This window comes from Pseudomonas savastanoi, assembly GCF_020917325.1.
GTDB classification, from domain to species: domain Bacteria; phylum Pseudomonadota; class Gammaproteobacteria; order Pseudomonadales; family Pseudomonadaceae; genus Aquipseudomonas; species Aquipseudomonas amygdali.
Genome location: NZ_CP076652.1, coordinates 4,361,684 through 4,379,364, shown reverse-complemented (window position 1 = coordinate 4,379,364; position 17,681 = coordinate 4,361,684). Strand labels below are relative to the sequence as shown.

9 protein-coding genes are annotated in these 17,681 nt (G+C 56.2%); 3 read left to right on the top strand and 6 right to left on the bottom strand.

Going from position 1 to position 17,681, the window contains the following annotated elements; all coding sequences use genetic code 11:
• Positions 1 to 365: 365 nt before the first annotated feature.
• The 4 genes from KP808_RS18505 to KP808_RS18490 all read right to left on the bottom strand — a co-directional run bounded on the left by KP808_RS18505 (position 366) and on the right by KP808_RS18490 (position 11,626).
• Positions 366 to 1,607 (bottom strand): hypothetical protein, encoded by a 1,242-nt coding sequence (locus tag KP808_RS18505; protein WP_230016631.1) that lies wholly within the window; start codon positions 1,605 to 1,607, stop codon positions 366 to 368.
• A 240-nt stretch (positions 1,608 to 1,847) separates the two neighbouring features.
• Positions 1,848 to 6,740: a DEAD/DEAH box helicase gene (locus KP808_RS18500; RefSeq protein WP_230016630.1), complete on the bottom strand. Its 4,893-nt coding sequence runs from the start codon at positions 6,738 to 6,740 to the stop codon at positions 1,848 to 1,850.
• A gap of 500 nt (positions 6,741 to 7,240) precedes the next feature.
• Positions 7,241 to 8,488 (bottom strand): ribonucleotide-diphosphate reductase subunit beta, encoded by a 1,248-nt coding sequence (locus tag KP808_RS18495; RefSeq protein WP_002554639.1) that lies wholly within the window; start codon positions 8,486 to 8,488, stop codon positions 7,241 to 7,243.
• A 225-nt stretch (positions 8,489 to 8,713) separates the two neighbouring features.
• Entirely contained in the window at positions 8,714 to 11,626 is a 2,913-nt protein-coding gene (locus KP808_RS18490) for a ribonucleoside-diphosphate reductase subunit alpha (protein WP_122281885.1), read from the bottom strand.
• A 685-nt stretch (positions 11,627 to 12,311) separates the two neighbouring features.
• On the opposite strand from KP808_RS18490, the gene KP808_RS18485 reads away from it, so the two are divergent.
• Genes KP808_RS18485 through fhuF form a run of 3 tightly spaced genes read left to right on the top strand, consistent with a single transcriptional unit; the run spans position 12,312 to position 15,410 of the window.
• Positions 12,312 to 13,079: a response regulator transcription factor gene (locus KP808_RS18485; protein ID WP_230016629.1), complete on the top strand. Its 768-nt coding sequence runs from the start codon at positions 12,312 to 12,314 to the stop codon at positions 13,077 to 13,079.
• 4 nt (positions 13,080 to 13,083) lie between these two features.
• Entirely contained in the window at positions 13,084 to 14,694 is a 1,611-nt protein-coding gene (locus KP808_RS18480) for an ATP-binding protein (protein WP_122258340.1), read from the top strand.
• Positions 14,652 to 15,410, top strand: coding sequence for a siderophore-iron reductase FhuF (gene fhuF, locus KP808_RS18475; protein WP_122258341.1), 759 nt, complete (start codon positions 14,652 to 14,654; stop codon positions 15,408 to 15,410). Before KP808_RS18480 ends, fhuF begins: the two co-directional genes overlap by 43 nt.
• On the opposite strand, the gene KP808_RS18470 is transcribed toward fhuF, so the two are convergent.
• A complete protein-coding gene (locus KP808_RS18470; RefSeq protein WP_230016628.1) occupies positions 15,411 to 16,136 on the bottom strand; it encodes a 4'-phosphopantetheinyl transferase family protein in 726 nt (241 codons plus the stop codon).
• 727 nt (positions 16,137 to 16,863) lie between these two features.
• Positions 16,864 to 17,652, bottom strand: coding sequence for a dienelactone hydrolase family protein (locus tag KP808_RS18465; protein ID WP_230016627.1), 789 nt, complete (start codon positions 17,650 to 17,652; stop codon positions 16,864 to 16,866).
• Positions 17,653 to 17,681 lie beyond the last annotated feature (29 nt).

Here is a 17,681-nt window from a genome sequence, read left to right as displayed (position 1 = left end):
TAGGTATTAGTTCGGAGAGGGATACATCGACTAGCGAGTTTATGTCTCCTTTTCGTAGTATGACAAATCCTGATTTTTCAAGTCTGAATAATATTTTCAGGATTTCACTTCTCCGGCTTAGACCGTTTGTATAGCTTTTGAATAGATACTCTTTGTCAGTTCTATTTAGATCTTTGCCTTCGGGGCGCTCTAGTATAGTAACTAATTTGTCTTCGGTTGCGAACTCGATCAGGAACGCTAGTTTTCGATAGTCTTTGAAGTACCGCCCTTTCTTACAGCCAAGTGCGTCTAGGCTTACTAGTAGTGCGTATGTCGTAAAATAGAAATCATAGTCTGGCGAAAACATTATTCGCTTTTTAATGGCGTCAGTCATTGCTTACCCCGACGTCGAACGAAACAAAGCACTCGTCGTAAAGGTTTAATATTATTTGCTCGATTGTGATGCTATTGGATGCGGAGTATGTATAGTCGTGCTTCAAATTTTGTACGTTTTCTAGTGCAATTTCTTTTATGGAGTCCACAATTGGTTTGATATGTTTAAATTCTATTGGGGAAGTAATCGGTGCATGGCAGCTGTAAAACTCGTCGCACGCTTCAAAGACACGGTACTTAAGAGATTTAAAACTTCTATTGCTCTCGGCCTCCTCATGCTTCGACATACTTGCCATGCGAGCATATCGACCAGATTTTTTCTGATCATAATCTAGGCATACATCAGTTAATTTATTTTCCAGATTTCTTTTGTCTGACACCCTGTCTTTTTGCGCTTTCAGTTGAAGCCAAGCTGGATCAGTTCGATCATCTAATGGCTCGGATTCCACATTTTTAAAGACAAGTTTGACATCGGCGATATGTACGAACCGCTGATTTAGGTTCGGAAGATTTTGCCGCTCATCTAGACACTCCATTAGAAGTGAAAATACACATTCTTCTTTTTTTTCAGTATGAATGTTTTGTAGAGAACTTTCTTTGATTGCCGACAGAACGGACTGTTTTAGGCTGATTTCGTCAGCTTGACCAAAACACCATTTAATTTTCCCTAGGAATTTTGACAGCTCTTGTAGTGTAAGAGTTTTAAGGTTTTCTAGGTTTCCAGTGCTGTTTCTTTTTTCATATTGAGCGGCATATTCCTCAATCAAAGTTTCTTTGATCGTTTGCAGAGTGGTATCAGCAATCTGGGAATTGTCTTTTAGTACTTTTAGTATCGGATCTTCCGGCAGTGTCAGATCGGTACCATTTTTGAGTTTTATTTTGTTTTCTTTGCCTATGCCCGCTGTGGTATAGAATCCTAATAAAAGCCCTTCACTTTCCTGCCATTGTCCAAAATAAATATCCGCGAATGCCACAAGGGTGTTTAACACTTGATGCGAAAAGAGTGTAAAGTTTTTATTAGGGTCATAGTTTTTATCTTCTTCAAGATAAGTCGATGTTCCAGATTCGCTTACTTTTATTATTGATACATCTTCAAGGACTTCGATAGATGCGTAAAACATGACGCTGGCTGGGTTTTCGAGTTCTTCAATTATGTGCTTAATTGCTCGAATTTTTTGTAGGCGAAACCCTTTAGTTTTATCGGATGCGTCACGGTCGATAGTCTGATGCGTCATCCGAGTTGTATTCCATTACAAAGTTGAAAAGCATGTGGTGTGTACACACGGCGCTACGCTAGCAAATTCATCCTGTGATGTCGACCTGATTTCAGCGTAGGCCCGCCACTGACGCCTGTTTTTGCTCACCAAGCTATAGTGAGCACCAATAGGGCCTGTCACCACCCTGTTGGTGGCAGGCCCTGTCGAAGATTGCTTCGCGGTTTCGGGTATCTGTGACTCAAAAACGGACGGAAGTCACTATTGAGCAATATCCAGTGCTGGCAGTGCATTGACGATCTTCTGGGTTTCCAGGCTCACGGTAAGCACGCGTTGGAACAGTTCCAGCGGGTACTTGGGATTGCCCATGGTTTCTACGGCCCAATCGTTGGCGTCGTTGATGATGCCGCTCGCTTTTTCGGTTTTCACGCTCTGGCGCTCCATTACCCAGTCCAGTGCTGACTTACCATTGACCACGTAGTCCCAAGCCGCCTCGGGGATGCCCTTAAGGGTAATGCGGTGGTTGTAAATGACGGTGGTCTTGTCGCCCTTTTTGGCGAACTTCATTTTCTCTACGCGGTAATCGGCATTTGTGAGCGAGCCCTTAGTCTCGATGGTAAGCGGGTACGGCTCAACAGTTTCGTAGTTCAAGTGAAGGTCTGCCAGCGCTCGGCCAGCCTTGCTGAAGGCCCAGAAGTGAGAAGTGGGCTTCACCTTCGGAATGCGTGGTAGTCCCTTGCTCAAATTGTCTGAAAAACGTTCACGGTATTCCGGAGAGTGCAGGATGCCGTACACGTAATAGAACAGGTCTTCCTTGTTGATGACCTCGCCCGGATAGGCGCTATGAAAATGTGCTAACCCTTCGTCAGTGATCGCATCGCGACGGCGTAAGCCGCCGCTTGCCTCTGCGGCGAATAGGCCACCGCCTTCTTGCGCCACATCATCGTAGATATAGAGTGGGAAGCATTGATATCCCCCCATCCCAGGAGCCAAATTCAAATCATGTATGTGTTTGGTTACGAGTGCAGAAAATCCCTTATCTCCACCTAGTCCTGGAATACAGATCCCCACGTTTTCCTGTTTAGCGCTGGGGAAAATTCGGGGCATTTGATACTGACTCCATACAAGCGCTCTTTCGTTGTAAAGCCACACTTTAAAAAATGGCCGATACAACGCAATTGTTTTGCTTTCTGGATGGAACTCTCGATTCAATCCTCGCACCAAATCATTCAGTAGGTTAGGTGCCCAGCTGATTTTGGTGGAGTCGTTATCAACAAAATTGGGCGCCAGTTTTTCTCTATCTTTCTTATCTTTAGTGCCGTGCAATGAAGAAAATCTAGCAACCTCGTTGTTATAGTTTTCGATCATGAAGCCGATATTCTTCGAAAGGCCGCTGTTGGAGCAGTTATAACTCCATGCATCTCGCTGCGTTTTTACTCCATATGAGAAATTTTCAAAAAGTTTAGGGCTGCCGCCCTTTTTATCACCCATGACAATAAACTGTCCAAAACTATCGTCGCGCTGTTTCAACCAGTCACCGTGAATATCAGGGCTGATGGATCGCCACGAGGGGATACCCGAGACACTTGCATAGCTGGCGATCATTTTCAGCTTTTCTTCTCGGCTGAGATATTCTCCGATATCGTGAAAATGAATCTGACCATGCGTCTCCGCATTTGGATTCTTAACTAGAAGCGAGATGGCTATAGGCGCACGGCTACCACTACCAAAAATCTTACCGCCTTCCTTGCGAGAGTTTTCTCCGCTAGTGCGCTGATTACCACGTAAATGAAATATATAAAGACTGGAGAACTCTTCTGCTAAACACTTACGCAGGCCATCAGCGGTATTGGCCTCTATAAAACCAGCATTAGTCACGAAGCCAATAATGCCGGCATCACCGATACGGTCACTGGCCCATCGAATTGCTCGTATATAACTGTCATATAAGGCTCGTACCATTGTCAGGCTCGAACGGGCGGCATATGTGGTTCTTATACGGCTGTCTAAGGAGGGGTAGATGACATTTTGATTGTTGTCATTCGCATCTCCCTGCCCGACCGAGTATGGGGGGTTTCCAACAATCACCCTTATATCCAACTCTTTCTGCCGCTTACGCCTGGCGCTGTTATCCACCAACAGGGAGTCTACCAGATCGTCCTTCTCGTACATTTGAAAGGTATCGGTTAGGCAGATACCTTCAAATGGGGTGTATTCGTCGATCACTTCGCCGTGGTAGGCCGCTTCAATATTGATGGCCGCGATGTAGTAGGCCAGCAGTACCAGTTCGTTGGCGTGGATTTCGTGCTTGAACTTGTGCGGCAGCTCCTCCGGCTTGATCAAGCCCGACTGGATCAGGCGGGTGATAAAGGTGCCGGTGCCGGTAAAGGGGTCGATGATGTGGACGCCCTTGCTGCCCAGGGTCTGCCCGAACTCCTTTTGTAGCAGGTGATTGACGCTGTGGAGGATGAAGTCCACCACCTCGACTGGGGTGTAAACGATACCCAGCTTGTCACGCAGCTTAGGGAAAGCATTGGCAAAGAATTTTTCATACAGCTCAACGATGATCTTCTGCTTGCCCTGAGCATTGTCGATGCCCGCAGCACGTTGCCGCACGCTGGCGTAGAACCTCTCCAAGGTGTCGGCTTCCTTGGCCAGGTGATGCTCATGGAGCGCGTCCAGTACGCCTTGCATGGCTTTGGACATGGGGTTGTTACTGGCAAAGCTGTATTCATCGAACAGTGCATCGAACACCGGCTTGGTTACCAGGTGTTGGGCGAGCATTTCTACAATTTCGCCATCGCTAATGCTGTCGTTGAGGTCGTCACGCAGCTCAGCGGCAAAGGCGCTAAAAGCGGCCTTTTCCTGGGTGTTGGCCGGGTTCTCCAAGATGCCCTGGATTCGGTCGATGTGGGTGCGGGCGATCTTGGCGATGTCGTTAGCCCAGTCTTCCCAGTGGTGGCGGTTGCCGCATTTATCAACAATCTTGGCGTATATGGCCTTCTCGATCTCACCTACTTCGTAGGTCAGCTCGGCCTGCTGGGTCATTTGGCCTTCGGTATCGTATTTTTGGCGCGTCTCACCGATACCGTATTGGCCTTTGCCGGCTTTGCCGTTGCTAGTGCCGCTGGCTTTCTTCGCCTTCTTGTCAGCCTTATCGGTGATGGCTATGACTTCCATCTTGCGTGGGTCTGAGCCGATAAGATCCAACTTGTTGACCATAGCGTCGAAGCTGTCGTCGTGAGAGCGCAGTGCCTGAAGTACCTGCCAGACTACCTTATAGGTCTGGTTATCGTTGAGGGCTTCGTGAGGCTCCATACCGGCCGGAATAACTACCGGCAACACGACATACCCGCGCTTCTTGCCCGGAGCGTTGCGCATCACCCGGCCCACCGATTGCACCACGTCCACCTGGGAGTTTCGCGGAGTGAGGAAGAGCACGGCATCCAGTGCCGGTACGTCCACGCCTTCGGACAAGCAGCGCACATTACTGAGGATGCGGCAGGTATTAGCTGGAGCTACTTTCTTTAGCCAGTTGAGCTTGGCTTCCTTCTGGCTGGCATTCATACCGCCATCTACGTGTTCGGCTTCACAGATGATGCGCGAAGCCTCGTCGATATCTTCTGACTCCTGGTAAGCCTCCACCACCGACTGAAACATACTGGCGATGTTGATCGAGCTGACCTTATGCTTGGTACCCTTGTAGCTGGGCGAGATGACTTGGCAGAAGGCCACAGCGCGCTTCATTGGCTCACCGTCACCTACCAACTGCTCGACTAACCCCTGTTTAGCTAACGCTTTCCAGCAGCCCACGATCTTGGCAGCGTCGTCCACTTTGAGCTGGTTATCTTCGTCTTTCAGCAAGTCCTGGAGGCGGCGACTGATGGCGCTCTCTTCAACGGTGAGTACCAGCACCTTGTAATCGGTGAGCAGGCCACGCTGAACAGCCTCGGAGAAGTTAATGACGAATAGTTCTTTACCGTAAAGCTCCTCGTCATCCATCGAGCAGAGGGTGACTTCGCCGGACTCAGCTTTGATCTTTGCGTTGTCGCCATAGATGCGTGGCGTGGCTGTCATGTATAGGCGCTTAGTGGCGCGGATGTAGTCGGCATCATGGATACGCACGAAGGTGCTTTCATCATCCTCGTCAAAAGTTGCGCCCGTTGTGCGATGGGCCTCGTCGCAAATCACCAGGTCGAAGGCTGCTAGATTGTATTCGTGCTGGGCACGACTGATCACGTCAATGGAGTGATAGGTGGAGAACACCACACTCATGTGCTCCCCGTCATGGCGCTTGAGCATTTCCGCTACGAGGCGATCTGCCTTAGTAGTTGCCGGGTAACGCAGTTCGTGGGTGAAGACTTGTACGGTGTCTTCTTCTGCCTTGCGCTTCTTGCCTACATCGCTATCAGAGCAGACGGCAAAGCTGTGGAGCGGTATTTCGCTCTCCTGCGTCCATTCGGTGAGAGTCTGCGATAGCAGCGACAGGCTGGGCACCAGGAACAATACGCGTTTGCCCTTGCCGGCCAGGCGTTCGGCGATCTTTAAACTGGTGAAGGTTTTGCCAGTGCCGCAGGCCATGATCAGCTTGCCGCGCTCGGCATCTTTGAGGCCGGCAGCGGTGGCATTCAGTGCGGTCTGCTGGTGGTCTCGCAATTGCTTACGCGCCTTGAGGGCAAGTGCCTGGTTGGGCTGGTACTTAGCCCAGTCGATTTGGCTGTCTTCAAGGGCTTGCAGGTCGATCTTGCTGACCGGGGGGCGCTGGCCCTGTAAAGCATCTTCGGCATGCTCACTCCAGTTGTTGGTAGTGGTGACGATGATGCGGTGCGAGAACGGTGCCTTGCCTGAAGCAGTGAAGAAGCTGTCGATGTCCTTCTTCTGGACGCGGTAGTCCTCGGCGTACAGCTTGCACTGGATGGCGTGGTACTCGTCCGTGCCTTGGGTACGTGCCACCAAGTCGATACCGGTATCGCGACAGTCCAGCCCTTGAACCTTGGCCCATTCGGAGTACATCCACACTTGGTCATAGAGGTCGCGGTAGGTGGCTTCGTTGCGAAGGTACGCGCAGATCAGCTCTTCGAAGTAGGTGCCTTTCTCGCGCTCTGAGGCGGAGGCGGCGCGGTAAGTATCGAGCAGGGAGGATAGGGCGGACATGAGGAATTCCTATTGATTACTGCTAGCGCAAATCTCGGACGCTAAATTTTTCAAGTCTATCAATAGATTGCTCTTGGATCTGCGCTTTGCTCGATTAACTCACTGGGCGGCCTCACTGAATTACCCATCATGCGAGCTTTAGGCGCTATGCGTCCCGAATCAATTGTGTGAAGCCTCAAGTTTCCGGCGAAGCAAAAACAAAAAAGGGTCGCCAGTAGGCAACCCTTTTTGGTGCATCCATTTCAAGTTTAATGAGAAGGTTTCACGCTCTAGTGCTTTTGAGCGGGGAGGGGCTGTGTTTTTTGGCCACCCTGTCCATCAGTTTCATACACAGTCACCCTCTATTGAAGAGGTTGTCTGGTTGAAGCATCCAGTTGAGCAGTTTTTATAACTGACCTCTGCCTCCCATTTCTGACGTGGCAGAGGCCTCATCTTGGCGCGCCATTTCATTTTTTAATGAGAAGGTTTCAGCTTTTGATGCGACTCCACGAGCGAGACCATCAATCCCAGCTCAAAGCCCCACCCGTCTGATACTCAATAACCCGAGTCTCAAAGAAATTCTTCTCTTTCTTCAGGTCCATGATCTCGCTCATCCAAGGGAACGGGTTGGTCGTCCCTGGATACTCTTCCTTCAAGCCAATCTGGCTCAAACGACGGTTAGCGATAAACTTCAGGTAGTCCTCCATCATCGCTGCGTTCATCCCCAGCACGCCGCGGGGCATGGTGTCGCGGGCGTATTCGATTTCCAGCTGGGTGCCTTGCAGGATCATCTGCGTGGCTTCTTCTTTCATCTCGGCATCCCACAGGTGTGGGTTTTCGATTTTGATCTGGTTGATCACGTCGATGCCGAAGTTCAGGTGCATGGACTCGTCGCGCAGGATGTACTGGAACTGCTCGGCGACGCCGGTCATCTTGTTGCGGCGGCCCATGGAGAGGATCTGGGTGAAGCCGCAGTAGAAGAAGATGCCTTCCAGTACGCAGTAGTAAGCGATCAGGTTGCGCAGCAGCTCTTTGTCGGTTTCGACGGTGCCGGTTTCGAACTTCGGATCGGAGATCGAACGGGTGTACTTCAGGCCCCAGGCTGCTTTTTTAGCGACCGATGGGATCTCGTGGTACATGTTGAAGATCTCGCCTTCATCCATGGCCAGCGATTCGATGCAGTACTGGTAGGCGTGGGTGTGGATCGCCTCTTCGAAGGCCTGGCGCAGGATGTATTGGCGGCACTCCGGGTTGGTGATCAGGCGGTACACGGCCAGCACCAGGTTGTTGGCAACCAGCGAGTCGGCAGTGGAGAAGAAGCCCAGGTTGCGCATGACGATGCGGCGCTCGTCGTCAGTCAGGCCTTCCGGGTTTTTCCAGAGGGCGATGTCGGCGGTCATGTTGACTTCTTGCGGCATCCAGTGGTTTGCGCAACCGTCCAGGTACTTCTGCCAGGCCCAGTCGTACTTGAAAGGTACGAGCTGGTTGAGGTCGGCGCGGCAGTTGATCATCATTTTTTCGTCAACGGCGACGCGGGCGCTGGCGCCTTCGAGCTCGGCCAGGCCTTCAGCGACGTCCAGTGCGTCCAGCGCTTTCTTGGCGCGGATCAGGGCAGCGGAGTCGGCGGCGGTAACGGCGCGTGCTTCTTGTGCAGCCAGGCCACCGGCGCTGTCGAGGCGGTCCATGTTGGCTTCGTTGGCGTGACCGGCGTTGGTCGCTTTGGCAACTACTTCGCCGTCTTCTTTATCGAATTCGTCCCAGCTCAGCATGGTGTAATTCTCCTGCTTGAGGGTCAGTCGGGTGGACTGGCCTGTTGGATCCAGAGGGGGTGTTGCTTGCTTTTAAGGTGTCGCGCGCAAGGAACATGAATTTTTGGCTTTTGAGGCCTTTGGGTGAGGAGGCGGGCGGTAAGGGTAGGTTTCCCTTACCGGCCTCTTCGCGAGCAAGCTCGCTCCCACAGTTCTAAACGCGCTGTGGGGGCGAGGTGGGTTGCCTTACTGGCAAGCCTCACAATCCGGCTCGTCGATTGCGCAAGCCTTTGGCACTGGGGCCGGGCCGGCAGGTGCTGCTTCGGTTGGACGTGGGGCGGTGATCGCCGAGTCGTCCGGGCCGTGGCCGCCGCTCGATACTGCGTTGAGCTTGCCGGTGTTGACGGTGGACTTCTCGGTGCTGGTCGCGGCCAGGGCACGGAGGTAGTAGGTAGTTTTCAGACCACGGTACCAGGCCATGCGGTAGGTCACGTCCAGCTTCTTGCCCGATGCGCCAGCGATGTACAGGTTCAGCGACTGAGCCTGGTCGATCCACTTCTGACGACGGCTTGCCGCATCGACGATCCACTTGGTGTCCACTTCGAAGGCAGTCGCGTAAAGCTCCTTGAGCTCCTGCGGGATGCGCTCGATCTGTTGTACCGAACCGTCGTAGTACTTCAGGTCGTTGATCATGACCGAGTCCCACAGGTCGCGGGCCTTGAGGTCGCGAACCAGGTACGGGTTGATCACGGTGAATTCGCCGGACAGGTTCGATTTCACGTAGAGGTTCTGATAGGTCGGTTCGATCGACTGCGACACGCCAGTGATGTTGGCGATGGTGGCGGTCGGTGCGATGGCCATGATGTTCGAGTTACGGATACCTTTCTGCACACGGGCACGAACCGGCGCCCAGTCCAGGGTTTCCTTCAGGTCGACATCAATGTACTTCTCGCCACGCTGCTCGATCAGGATCTGTTGCGAATCCAGCGGCAGGATGCCTTTGGACCACAGCGAACCCTGGAACGTCTCGTAGGCACCGCGCTCGTCGGCCAGGTCGCAGGACGCCTGGATGGCGTAGTAGCTGACCGCTTCCATGGAGGTGTCGGCGAACTGCACCGCAGCATCGGAACCGTACGGGATGTGTTGCAGGTACAGCGCGTCCTGGAAGCCCATGATGCCCAGGCCGACCGGACGGTGGCGCAGGTTGGAGTTCTTGGCCTGCGGCACGGAGTAGTAGTTGATGTCGATAACGTTATCGAGCATGCGTACCGCTACATCGACGGTGCGCTTGAGCTTGTCGGTGTCCAGCTTGCCGTTGACGATGTGGTTCGGCAGGTTGATCGAGCCCAGGTTGCAGACCGCGATCTCGTCCTTGTTGGTGTTCAGGGTGATCTCGGTGCACAGGTTCGAGCTGTGAACCACGCCCACGTGCTGCTGCGGGCTGCGCAGGTTGCACGGGTCCTTGAAGGTCAACCAAGGGTGGCCGGTTTCGAACAGCATCGAGAGCATCTTGCGCCACAGATCCTTGGCCTGGATGGTCTTGAACAGTTTGATCTTGCCTGGGTATTCGGTCAGCGCTTCGTAGTACTCGTAACGCTCCTGGAAGGCCTTGCCGGTCAGGTCGTGCAGGTCCGGTACTTCGGATGGCGAGAACAGGGTCCACGGGCCGTCGTCGAAGACGCGCTTCATGAACAGGTCAGGGATCCAGTTGGCGGTGTTCATGTCGTGGGTACGACGACGATCATCACCGGTGTTCTTGCGCAGCTCGATGAACTCTTCGATGTCCATGTGCCAGGTTTCCAGGTAGGCACAGACAGCGCCCTTGCGCTTGCCGCCCTGGTTGACCGCAACGGCGGTGTCGTTGACCACTTTCAGGAACGGTACGACGCCTTGCGACTTGCCGTTGGTGCCCTTGATGTACGAGCCCAGCGCACGAACCGGCGTCCAGTCGTTGCCCAGGCCGCCTGCGAATTTGGACAGCATGGCGTTGTCGTGGATCGCGTGGTAGATGCCCGAGAGGTCATCCGGCACGGTGGTCAGGTAGCAGCTGGACAGCTGTGGACGCAGGGTACCGGCGTTGAACAGCGTCGGGGTCGAGGACATGTAGTCGAACGACGACAGCAGGTTGTAGAACTCGATGGCGCGGTCTTCACGGGCTTTCTCTTCGATTGCCAGGCCCATGGCCACACGCATGAAGAAGATCTGCGGCAGTTCGAAACGCACGCCATCCTTGTGGATGAAGTAACGGTCGTACAGGGTTTGCAGGCCCAGGTAGGTGAACTGCTGATCGCGCTCGTGGTTGATAGCCTTGCCGAGTTTTTCGAGGTCGAATTCGGCCAGCACAGGGTTGAGCAGTTCGAACTTGATACCGGCGGCGACGTAGGCAGGCAGCGCCTTGGCGTACAGGTCGGCCATTTCGTGGTGGGTGGCGCTGTCGGCGACACCGAGGAAACCCAGGCCTTCGGCGCGCAGGGTGTCCATCAGCAGGCGGGCGGTGACGAACGAGTAGTTCGGCTCGCGCTCGACCAGGGTACGCGCGGTCATGACCAGTGCGGTGTTGACGTCTTTCAGCGCCACGCCGTCGTACAGGTTTTTCAGGGTTTCGGTCTGGATCAGGTTGGCGTCGACTTCAGCCAGGCCTTCACACGCTTCGGTAACGATGGTGTTCAGGCGACCCATGTCCAGCGGCGCAAAGCTGCCGTCGGCGAGGGTGATGCGGATCGACGGGTGAGCCTGGACCTGATCTTCAGGGGCGCGAACGGCACGCTCCTTGGCGCGCGAATCACGGTAGATGACGTAGTCGCGAGCCACTTTCTGCTCGCCGGCACGCATCAGCGCCAGTTCGACCTGATCCTGGATTTCTTCGATGTGGATGGTGCCGCCCGAAGGCATGCGCCGTTTGAACGTGGCGCTGACCTGTTCGGTCAGGCGTGCAACGGTGTCGTGGATGCGCGACGAGGCGGCAGCGTTGCCGCCCTCAACTGCAAGAAACGCCTTGGTGATGGCAACGGTGATCTTGTCATCCGTGTAAGGAACGACAGTGCCGTTACGCTTGATCACGCGCAGTTGACCGGGAGCAGTGGCAGACAGGTCCTGTGGGGTCTGGCTGGCCTGCGGCGCGCCGGTCGGCGAGTTCTCGCGAGTTGTGTCTGTTTGCATGTGTGACTCCACGTTCCTTTAAGTTTGTTCGGGCATTGCTGCCCACCGTTTCGTTTCGAGCAGTAAGTCGCAAAAGGCGACTCAAGGGCTCCAAAACGAAGGTGGAAGCGGGAGGTGCAGCCGCTTCCAGGTTTTGAAGCCAAAAAGGACCGGGCTGTGCCCGATCCTTTGAAAATCTGATGAAGAATGCGTGTTCGATGTTGCAAAACGTGTACGGGATGGCTCTGGTTCAAGCGCGAGCGGTTTGGGTGCCTAAACCGGCTTGAAGTTCAACCCCTCAGACGCAACAAAAATGCTTGAATTTCTCATTTGAGTTGTGCTGGTGTTTTTGCGCAAAACCCCACATGTAGGGTGTGTCTCGCCGCCGGGCTACAAGATAATGCGTTTTGGACATGAATTGCAACGCACCGCCTGTGGATAAAGTGTGTGTAGTTTGTGTATGAATCGCACACCATGCGTGTAGGCCGCATAACTACTGGATCGTGACCGTTTGTCACCGATTTCTGTAGGTGCTGGCGACAGGTTGCTGATTTTTGAGGGCGCGAACCCTATCACAAAAAAACGCTGCTGCAAGACCTGTCTGGCATGTGATGTGCTAAGCCGTGCCGGGTGTCGTGCGAGGTGGGCGGCGGTTGCTACACTCGCCTGCGACGCGGTGCCGCAACCCTTGTTTTGAATAACAACAATGGGTCAACCACAACAAGGGGAGATTGCTTTGGAGCCACACACCTGGCATGTACTGATTGTCGAAGATGACCAGCGACTGGCCGAGCTGACCAGCGATTACCTGCACAACAACGGCCTGCGCGTAAGTATTGAGGGCAGTGGCGCGCTTGCGGCGGCGCGAATCATCGCCGAACAGCCGGATCTGGTGATTCTCGACCTGATGCTGCCCGGCGAGGACGGTTTCAGTATCTGCCGCTCGGTACGTGACCGTTACGACGGGCCGATTCTGATGCTCACCGCGCGCACCGATGACACCGATCATATTCAGGGGCTCGATACCGGGGCTGACGATTTCGTCTGCAAACCGGTGCATCCGCGCGTGCTGCTGGCGCGCATTCATGCCTTGCTGCGCCGCAGTGAAGCGCCGCAGGTGCCTGCAGCAGAGCTGCGGCGGCTGGTGTTCGGCCCATTGGTGGTGGACAACGCCCTGCGCGAGGCCTGGCTGCGCGAGCAGAGCATCGAGCTGACCGGCGCCGAGTTCGACCTGCTGTGGCTGCTGGTGGCCAACGCCGGGCGCACGCTGTCCCGCGAGGAAATCTTCACTGCGCTGCGCGGTGTGGGTTATGACGGGCAGGATCGTTCTATCGATGTGCGTATCTCACGCATCCGCCCGAAAATCGGCGACGACCCCATCCACCCGCGTCTGATCAAGACCGTGCGCAGCAAGGGCTATCTGTTTGTGCCCGAAGCGGCGCAGGACATGAGCGGCCACGTGTTCAGCGGCTGACCTTATGAACTCGATCTTTCTGCGGATCTACGGCGGCATGCTCGGCGTACTGGTGCTGGTCGCGCTACTTGGCGTGTTCGCCCTGCATGTGCTCAATCAGTCGCGCGGCGAGCAATACCGCGAACGTCTGGCCCACGGCACCTTTACGGTGATGGCCGATAACCTTGTGCCGCTCAACGACATCGAGCGCCGCCGCGCCCTGGCGATCTGGGAGCGCTTGCTGGGCATTCCCCTCAGCCTGCAAAGCATCGAGCAGGCTGGACTGGACAGCGGCGCGCGCGGTCGTCTGGCGCGTGGGCAGGTGGTGGTCGAGCAGATCGGCCCGCACGCCGCCAGGGTCTATCGTCAGTTGAGCGACAAGGAACCGCTGCTGCTGAGCGGCGAGGTGCAGCAGATCACCGAACAACTGGCGCGAGCCACTATTTACCTGCTGATCGACGAGCTGGTGCGCTTTCCGGTCGATGAGCAACCGGCGCGCCTGCAAGCCCTGCGCATTGACAAGGGCTTTGGTTTCGACTTGCATCTGTTGGCGCTGGACCAGGCTGACCTGGACGATGACCAGCGACGCCGCATCTATGAAGGCGACACGGTGATGGCGCTGGGCAAGGGCGGCGACTCAATCCGCGTGCTGGCCGGAATCGTCGACACCAACTGGGTGCTGGAAATCGGCCCGCTGTATCAGATGAACCCCTATCCGCTGCACTGGCTGCTGGTGATCGCCTTGATGGGCCTGTGTTTTATCGGTCTGGTGGTGTACTTGCTGGTGCGGCGTCTGGAGCGGCGCGTGCTGGAACTGGAAGCTGCGGCGACGCAGATTGCTCAAGGCAGCCTGCAAACCCGCGTGCCGACCGAGGGCTCCGACTCGGTGGGGCGTGTGGCGGCGGCGTTCAACAGCATGGCCGAGCATCTGCAGCGCTCGCTGATGATCCAGCGCGAGCTGGTGCGTGCGGTGTCTCACGAGCTACGCACGCCGGTTGCACGCTTGCGTTTCGGCTTGGAGATGGTCAGCGACGCCACCACTCCCGAAGCGCGGCGCAAGTACATGCGCGGTATGGACAGCGACATTCAGGACCTCGACAAGCTGGTCGATGAAATGCTCACTTACGCGCGCCTTGAGCAGGGCGCGCCGACCCTGAATTTCCAGCGTGTCGATCTGGATGCGCTGATCGATCAGGTGATCGCCGAACTGGCACCCTTGCGTGCCGATGTGCGGGTGTCCCGAGGCGAATGTTTGATCTTTGAAAAGGGCGAGATCGCCTGGGTCGAGGCAGAGCCGCGTTATCTGCATCGTGCGGTACAGAACCTGGTGAGCAATGCGATGCGCCATGCAGAAAACGAGGTGCGCATAAGTTACCGACTGGAGGCGCAGCAGTGCCGTATCGATGTGGACGATGACGGTCCCGGCGTTCCGGAAGAAGCCTGGGAGCAGATTTTCACGCCGTTCATGCGTATCGATGACAGCCGCACCCGAGCGTCAGGCGGGCATGGGTTGGGCCTGTCGATTGTGCGGCGGATCATTCATTGGCACGAAGGTCGCGCGCTGATTGGCCGAAGTGCGAGCCTGAGTGGCGCGTGTTTCAGCCTGTCCTGGCCGCGTACGCAGGTGCCGCGTTGAGTGCTCAGCTGTTCAGTGGTCCGCTTGAGCGCTTCGGGCAGACGTTGCTGGCGGCAGATGATTCGCGCCCTGATTCGCGCCCTGTAGTGGCGTTGTCTGATCTGCTGCAAGCCGAGCGGCTTGATCAGTTACTTCTGAGCATTTACGGGCCGCAGTTGATGCCCAGCCAATTGCCGGTGCTGGTGTCGCAGTGGGCCAAGTTTTACTTCATGCAGATTATTCCGCCGGTGCTGGTTGCCAGTCTGGTGCATGGCTGGCATTGGCCGTTGGCGCTTGAGCAGGTCGCACTGGCAGTGGATGAACGTGGCCTGCCGAATGGTGTTCGGTTGGCGGGTGAGGGAGAGGCCTGGCGGGGCATTCCGGCTGATCCGTTTCAACAGTTTGCCGGATTGCTTGATGACAATCTGCAGCCCTTTATTGCCGCATTGAGCGCCTATGGCGGGCTGCCCTGCGCGGTGTTGTGGAGCAGCGCCGGGGATTATCTGGAAGGCTGTCTTGTGCAACTGGCCACGTGCAGCACTGTGTCATTGGCGCCAGGGCTGGCGCTGTTGAGCGAGAGGAAAAGGCCGGATGGGCGGGCCAATCCTCTGTTTCAGGCGGTGCGTTACGTTCCGCAGGCGCAGGGTGGTGAACCGCGCAGGCAACGGCGTGTGTGCTGCCTGAGTCATCGGGTGGAGTGGGTCGGGCGTTGCGAGCATTGTCCGTTGCCCGGCTGATCAGCCTTCGACTGCGACCAGACTCAACAGATGATCGCCTAGCACACTGAACTGGCCGTCGAGTTCCTTGCCTGCGTGCCATTCACTGGACAGATCGATCAGCAGGCGCAAGCGGGCGCTGCCGTCGGCGGACCACTCCAGCAGTTGCGCGTCTTCAAAATAGAAGCGCTTTTGCACGATGGGGTAGAGCGCCTTGAATAGCGCTTCCTTGATCGAAAAGGTCAGGGTCACGCGCAACGCGATCTGATCCTGCGGGCCTGCTGCCATGTCGGCCAACTCGGCAGCCGTCAGAATTTCCCCGGCCAGTCGCGAGGCACGGTCATGGCTCAGCAGGTTTTCCGTGTCCAGCCCCAGCCCGCGCCATTGCCGCTTGTTCGCCACCACCGCGGCGGCCCAGCCGGTGCTGTGGGTGATCGAGCCACAGACATCAGCGGGCCAGACTGGCGCGCGGTCTTCACCCACCGCAGGAACATGCAGGCGGCCATCCAGTTGGCGCATGGCTTCGCGGGCACAGAGCCGACCGGCGAGAAATTCGGCCTGACGCTTGGCGACCGAGCGCTGAATGCTCGCAGGCATCTGCACCGCACCGCGCTGAAAATCGCCGTCGACCAGCTTGAGCGGATCGAACCGCCCACTGACCAGCACCGCGCCCGGCAGCGCATGCGGCAACGGCCAGTGCTGAACGAGTTCGGGACAGCAGACGGGAAGGTCGGGTAATTGAGTCATGGGCGGCATTTTGCCGGGGGAACGGGTTTGAGGGAAGGGCACTGGTAACATCCGCGTCCTCTTTGCGACGCAGAGCGTCGCGACCTGCATTCCGACGCTGGAGCGTGCGGAGCGATAATCTCAACTATCGTGCGTCGCTCTGCGTCGCATGCCTTTCCGGACGCTCCGCGTCCTCTTGGCGACGCAGAGCGTCGCGACCTGCATTACCACGCTGGAGCGTGGGAACGAGAATCTCAACTATCGTGCGGCGCTCTGCGTCGCATGCTGTTCCGGACGCTCCGCGTCCTCTTGGCGACGCAGAGCGTCGTGACCTGCATTACCACGCTGGAGCGTGGGAACGAGAATCCAACTATCGTGCGACGCTCCGCATCGCATGCCGTTCTGGACGCTCCGCGTCCTCTTGGCGACGCAGAGCGTCGCGACCTGCATTACCACGCTGGAGCGTGGGAACGAGAATCCCACTATCGTGCGTCGCTCCGCGTCGCATGCGTTTCCGGACGCTCCGCGTCCTCTTGACGACGCAGAGCGTCGAGACCTGCATTCCCACGCTGGAGCGTGCGGAACGAGAATCCAGCTATCGTGCGACGCTCTGCGTCGCATGCCTTTCCGGACGCTCCGCGTCCTCTTGACGACGCGGAGCGTCGAGAACTGCATTACCACGCTGGAGCGTGCGGAACGATCATCTCAACTATCGTGCGACGCTCCGTGCAGAAGGAGCATCTGCTACTCAACCAAATATCTTCTTGAAGAACACCTGCATGTCTGACCATGAGCTCTGGTCGGCAGCCTTGTTGTAGCCGATGTCCGGGCCGCCGTGGTCGCCGTGGCTCAGGCGGTCGGCGTCGGGGTTGGTGAAGCCGTGCTTGGCGCCGTCGATGCTGACGAATTTGTAGTCAGCCTTGGCGTCGTCCATTTCTTTTTTGAACGCAGCAACGTTTTCAGGGGTGACCATGCTGTCCTTGGCACCGTGCTCGACCAGCATCGGCACTTTGATGCCCGGTTTGGCCGGGGTATTGGTGACCAGTGCGCCGTGGAAGCTCACTACGCCCAGCAACGGTTCGCCGCGCCGCGCCGCATCCAGCACGATCTTGCCGCCGAAGCAGTAACCGATTGCCGCAATCTTTTTCGGGTCGGTCTGAGGTTGCTTCTTCAATTGCTCCAGCCCGGCATCAAAGCGCTTGTCGGCCGCATCACTGTCCTTGAGTGCAGCCTGCATGAACGCCATCGCGTCCTTCGGGTGCTCGGTGTTCTTGCCTTCGCCGTACATGTCGATAGCCATGGCGCTGTAGCCCAGTGCAGCCAGATCGCGGGCGCGGCGCTTGGCGTAGTCGTTCAGGCCCCACCACTCGTGAACCACCAGAACACCGGGGCGTGGACCTTTTACCGCGTCGTCGTAAGCGTAGTAACCCACCAGTTTGGTTCCGTCGGCACTCTTGTAATCGATCTGTTCGGTCTTGATCGCTGCCTGAGCGAGTCCGGTCAGGCCCATCATGATCATTGCAATCCACACACGCATGGTCAGCTCCTTTTGATAGTTTGAGGTCG

What these genes read in the sequence shown, in the direction of transcription:
- KP808_RS18505 (WP_230016631.1), bottom strand. Translation starts at nt 1,607, where the DNA reads ATGACGCATCAGACTATCGACCGTGACGCATCCGATAAAACTAAAGGG.
- KP808_RS18500 (WP_230016630.1), bottom strand. Translation starts at nt 6,740, where the DNA reads ATGTCCGCCCTATCCTCCCTGCTCGATACTTACCGCGCCGCCTCCGCC.
- KP808_RS18495 (WP_002554639.1), bottom strand. Translation starts at nt 8,488, where the DNA reads ATGCTGAGCTGGGACGAATTCGATAAAGAAGACGGCGAAGTAGTTGCC.
- KP808_RS18490 (WP_122281885.1), bottom strand. Translation starts at nt 11,626, where the DNA reads ATGCAAACAGACACAACTCGCGAGAACTCGCCGACCGGCGCGCCGCAG.
- KP808_RS18485 (WP_230016629.1), top strand. Translation starts at nt 12,312, where the DNA reads ATGGGTCAACCACAACAAGGGGAGATTGCTTTGGAGCCACACACCTGG.
- KP808_RS18480 (WP_122258340.1), top strand. Translation starts at nt 13,084, where the DNA reads ATGAACTCGATCTTTCTGCGGATCTACGGCGGCATGCTCGGCGTACTG.
- KP808_RS18470 (WP_230016628.1), bottom strand. Translation starts at nt 16,136, where the DNA reads ATGACTCAATTACCCGACCTTCCCGTCTGCTGTCCCGAACTCGTTCAG.
- KP808_RS18465 (WP_230016627.1), bottom strand. Translation starts at nt 17,652, where the DNA reads ATGCGTGTGTGGATTGCAATGATCATGATGGGCCTGACCGGACTCGCT.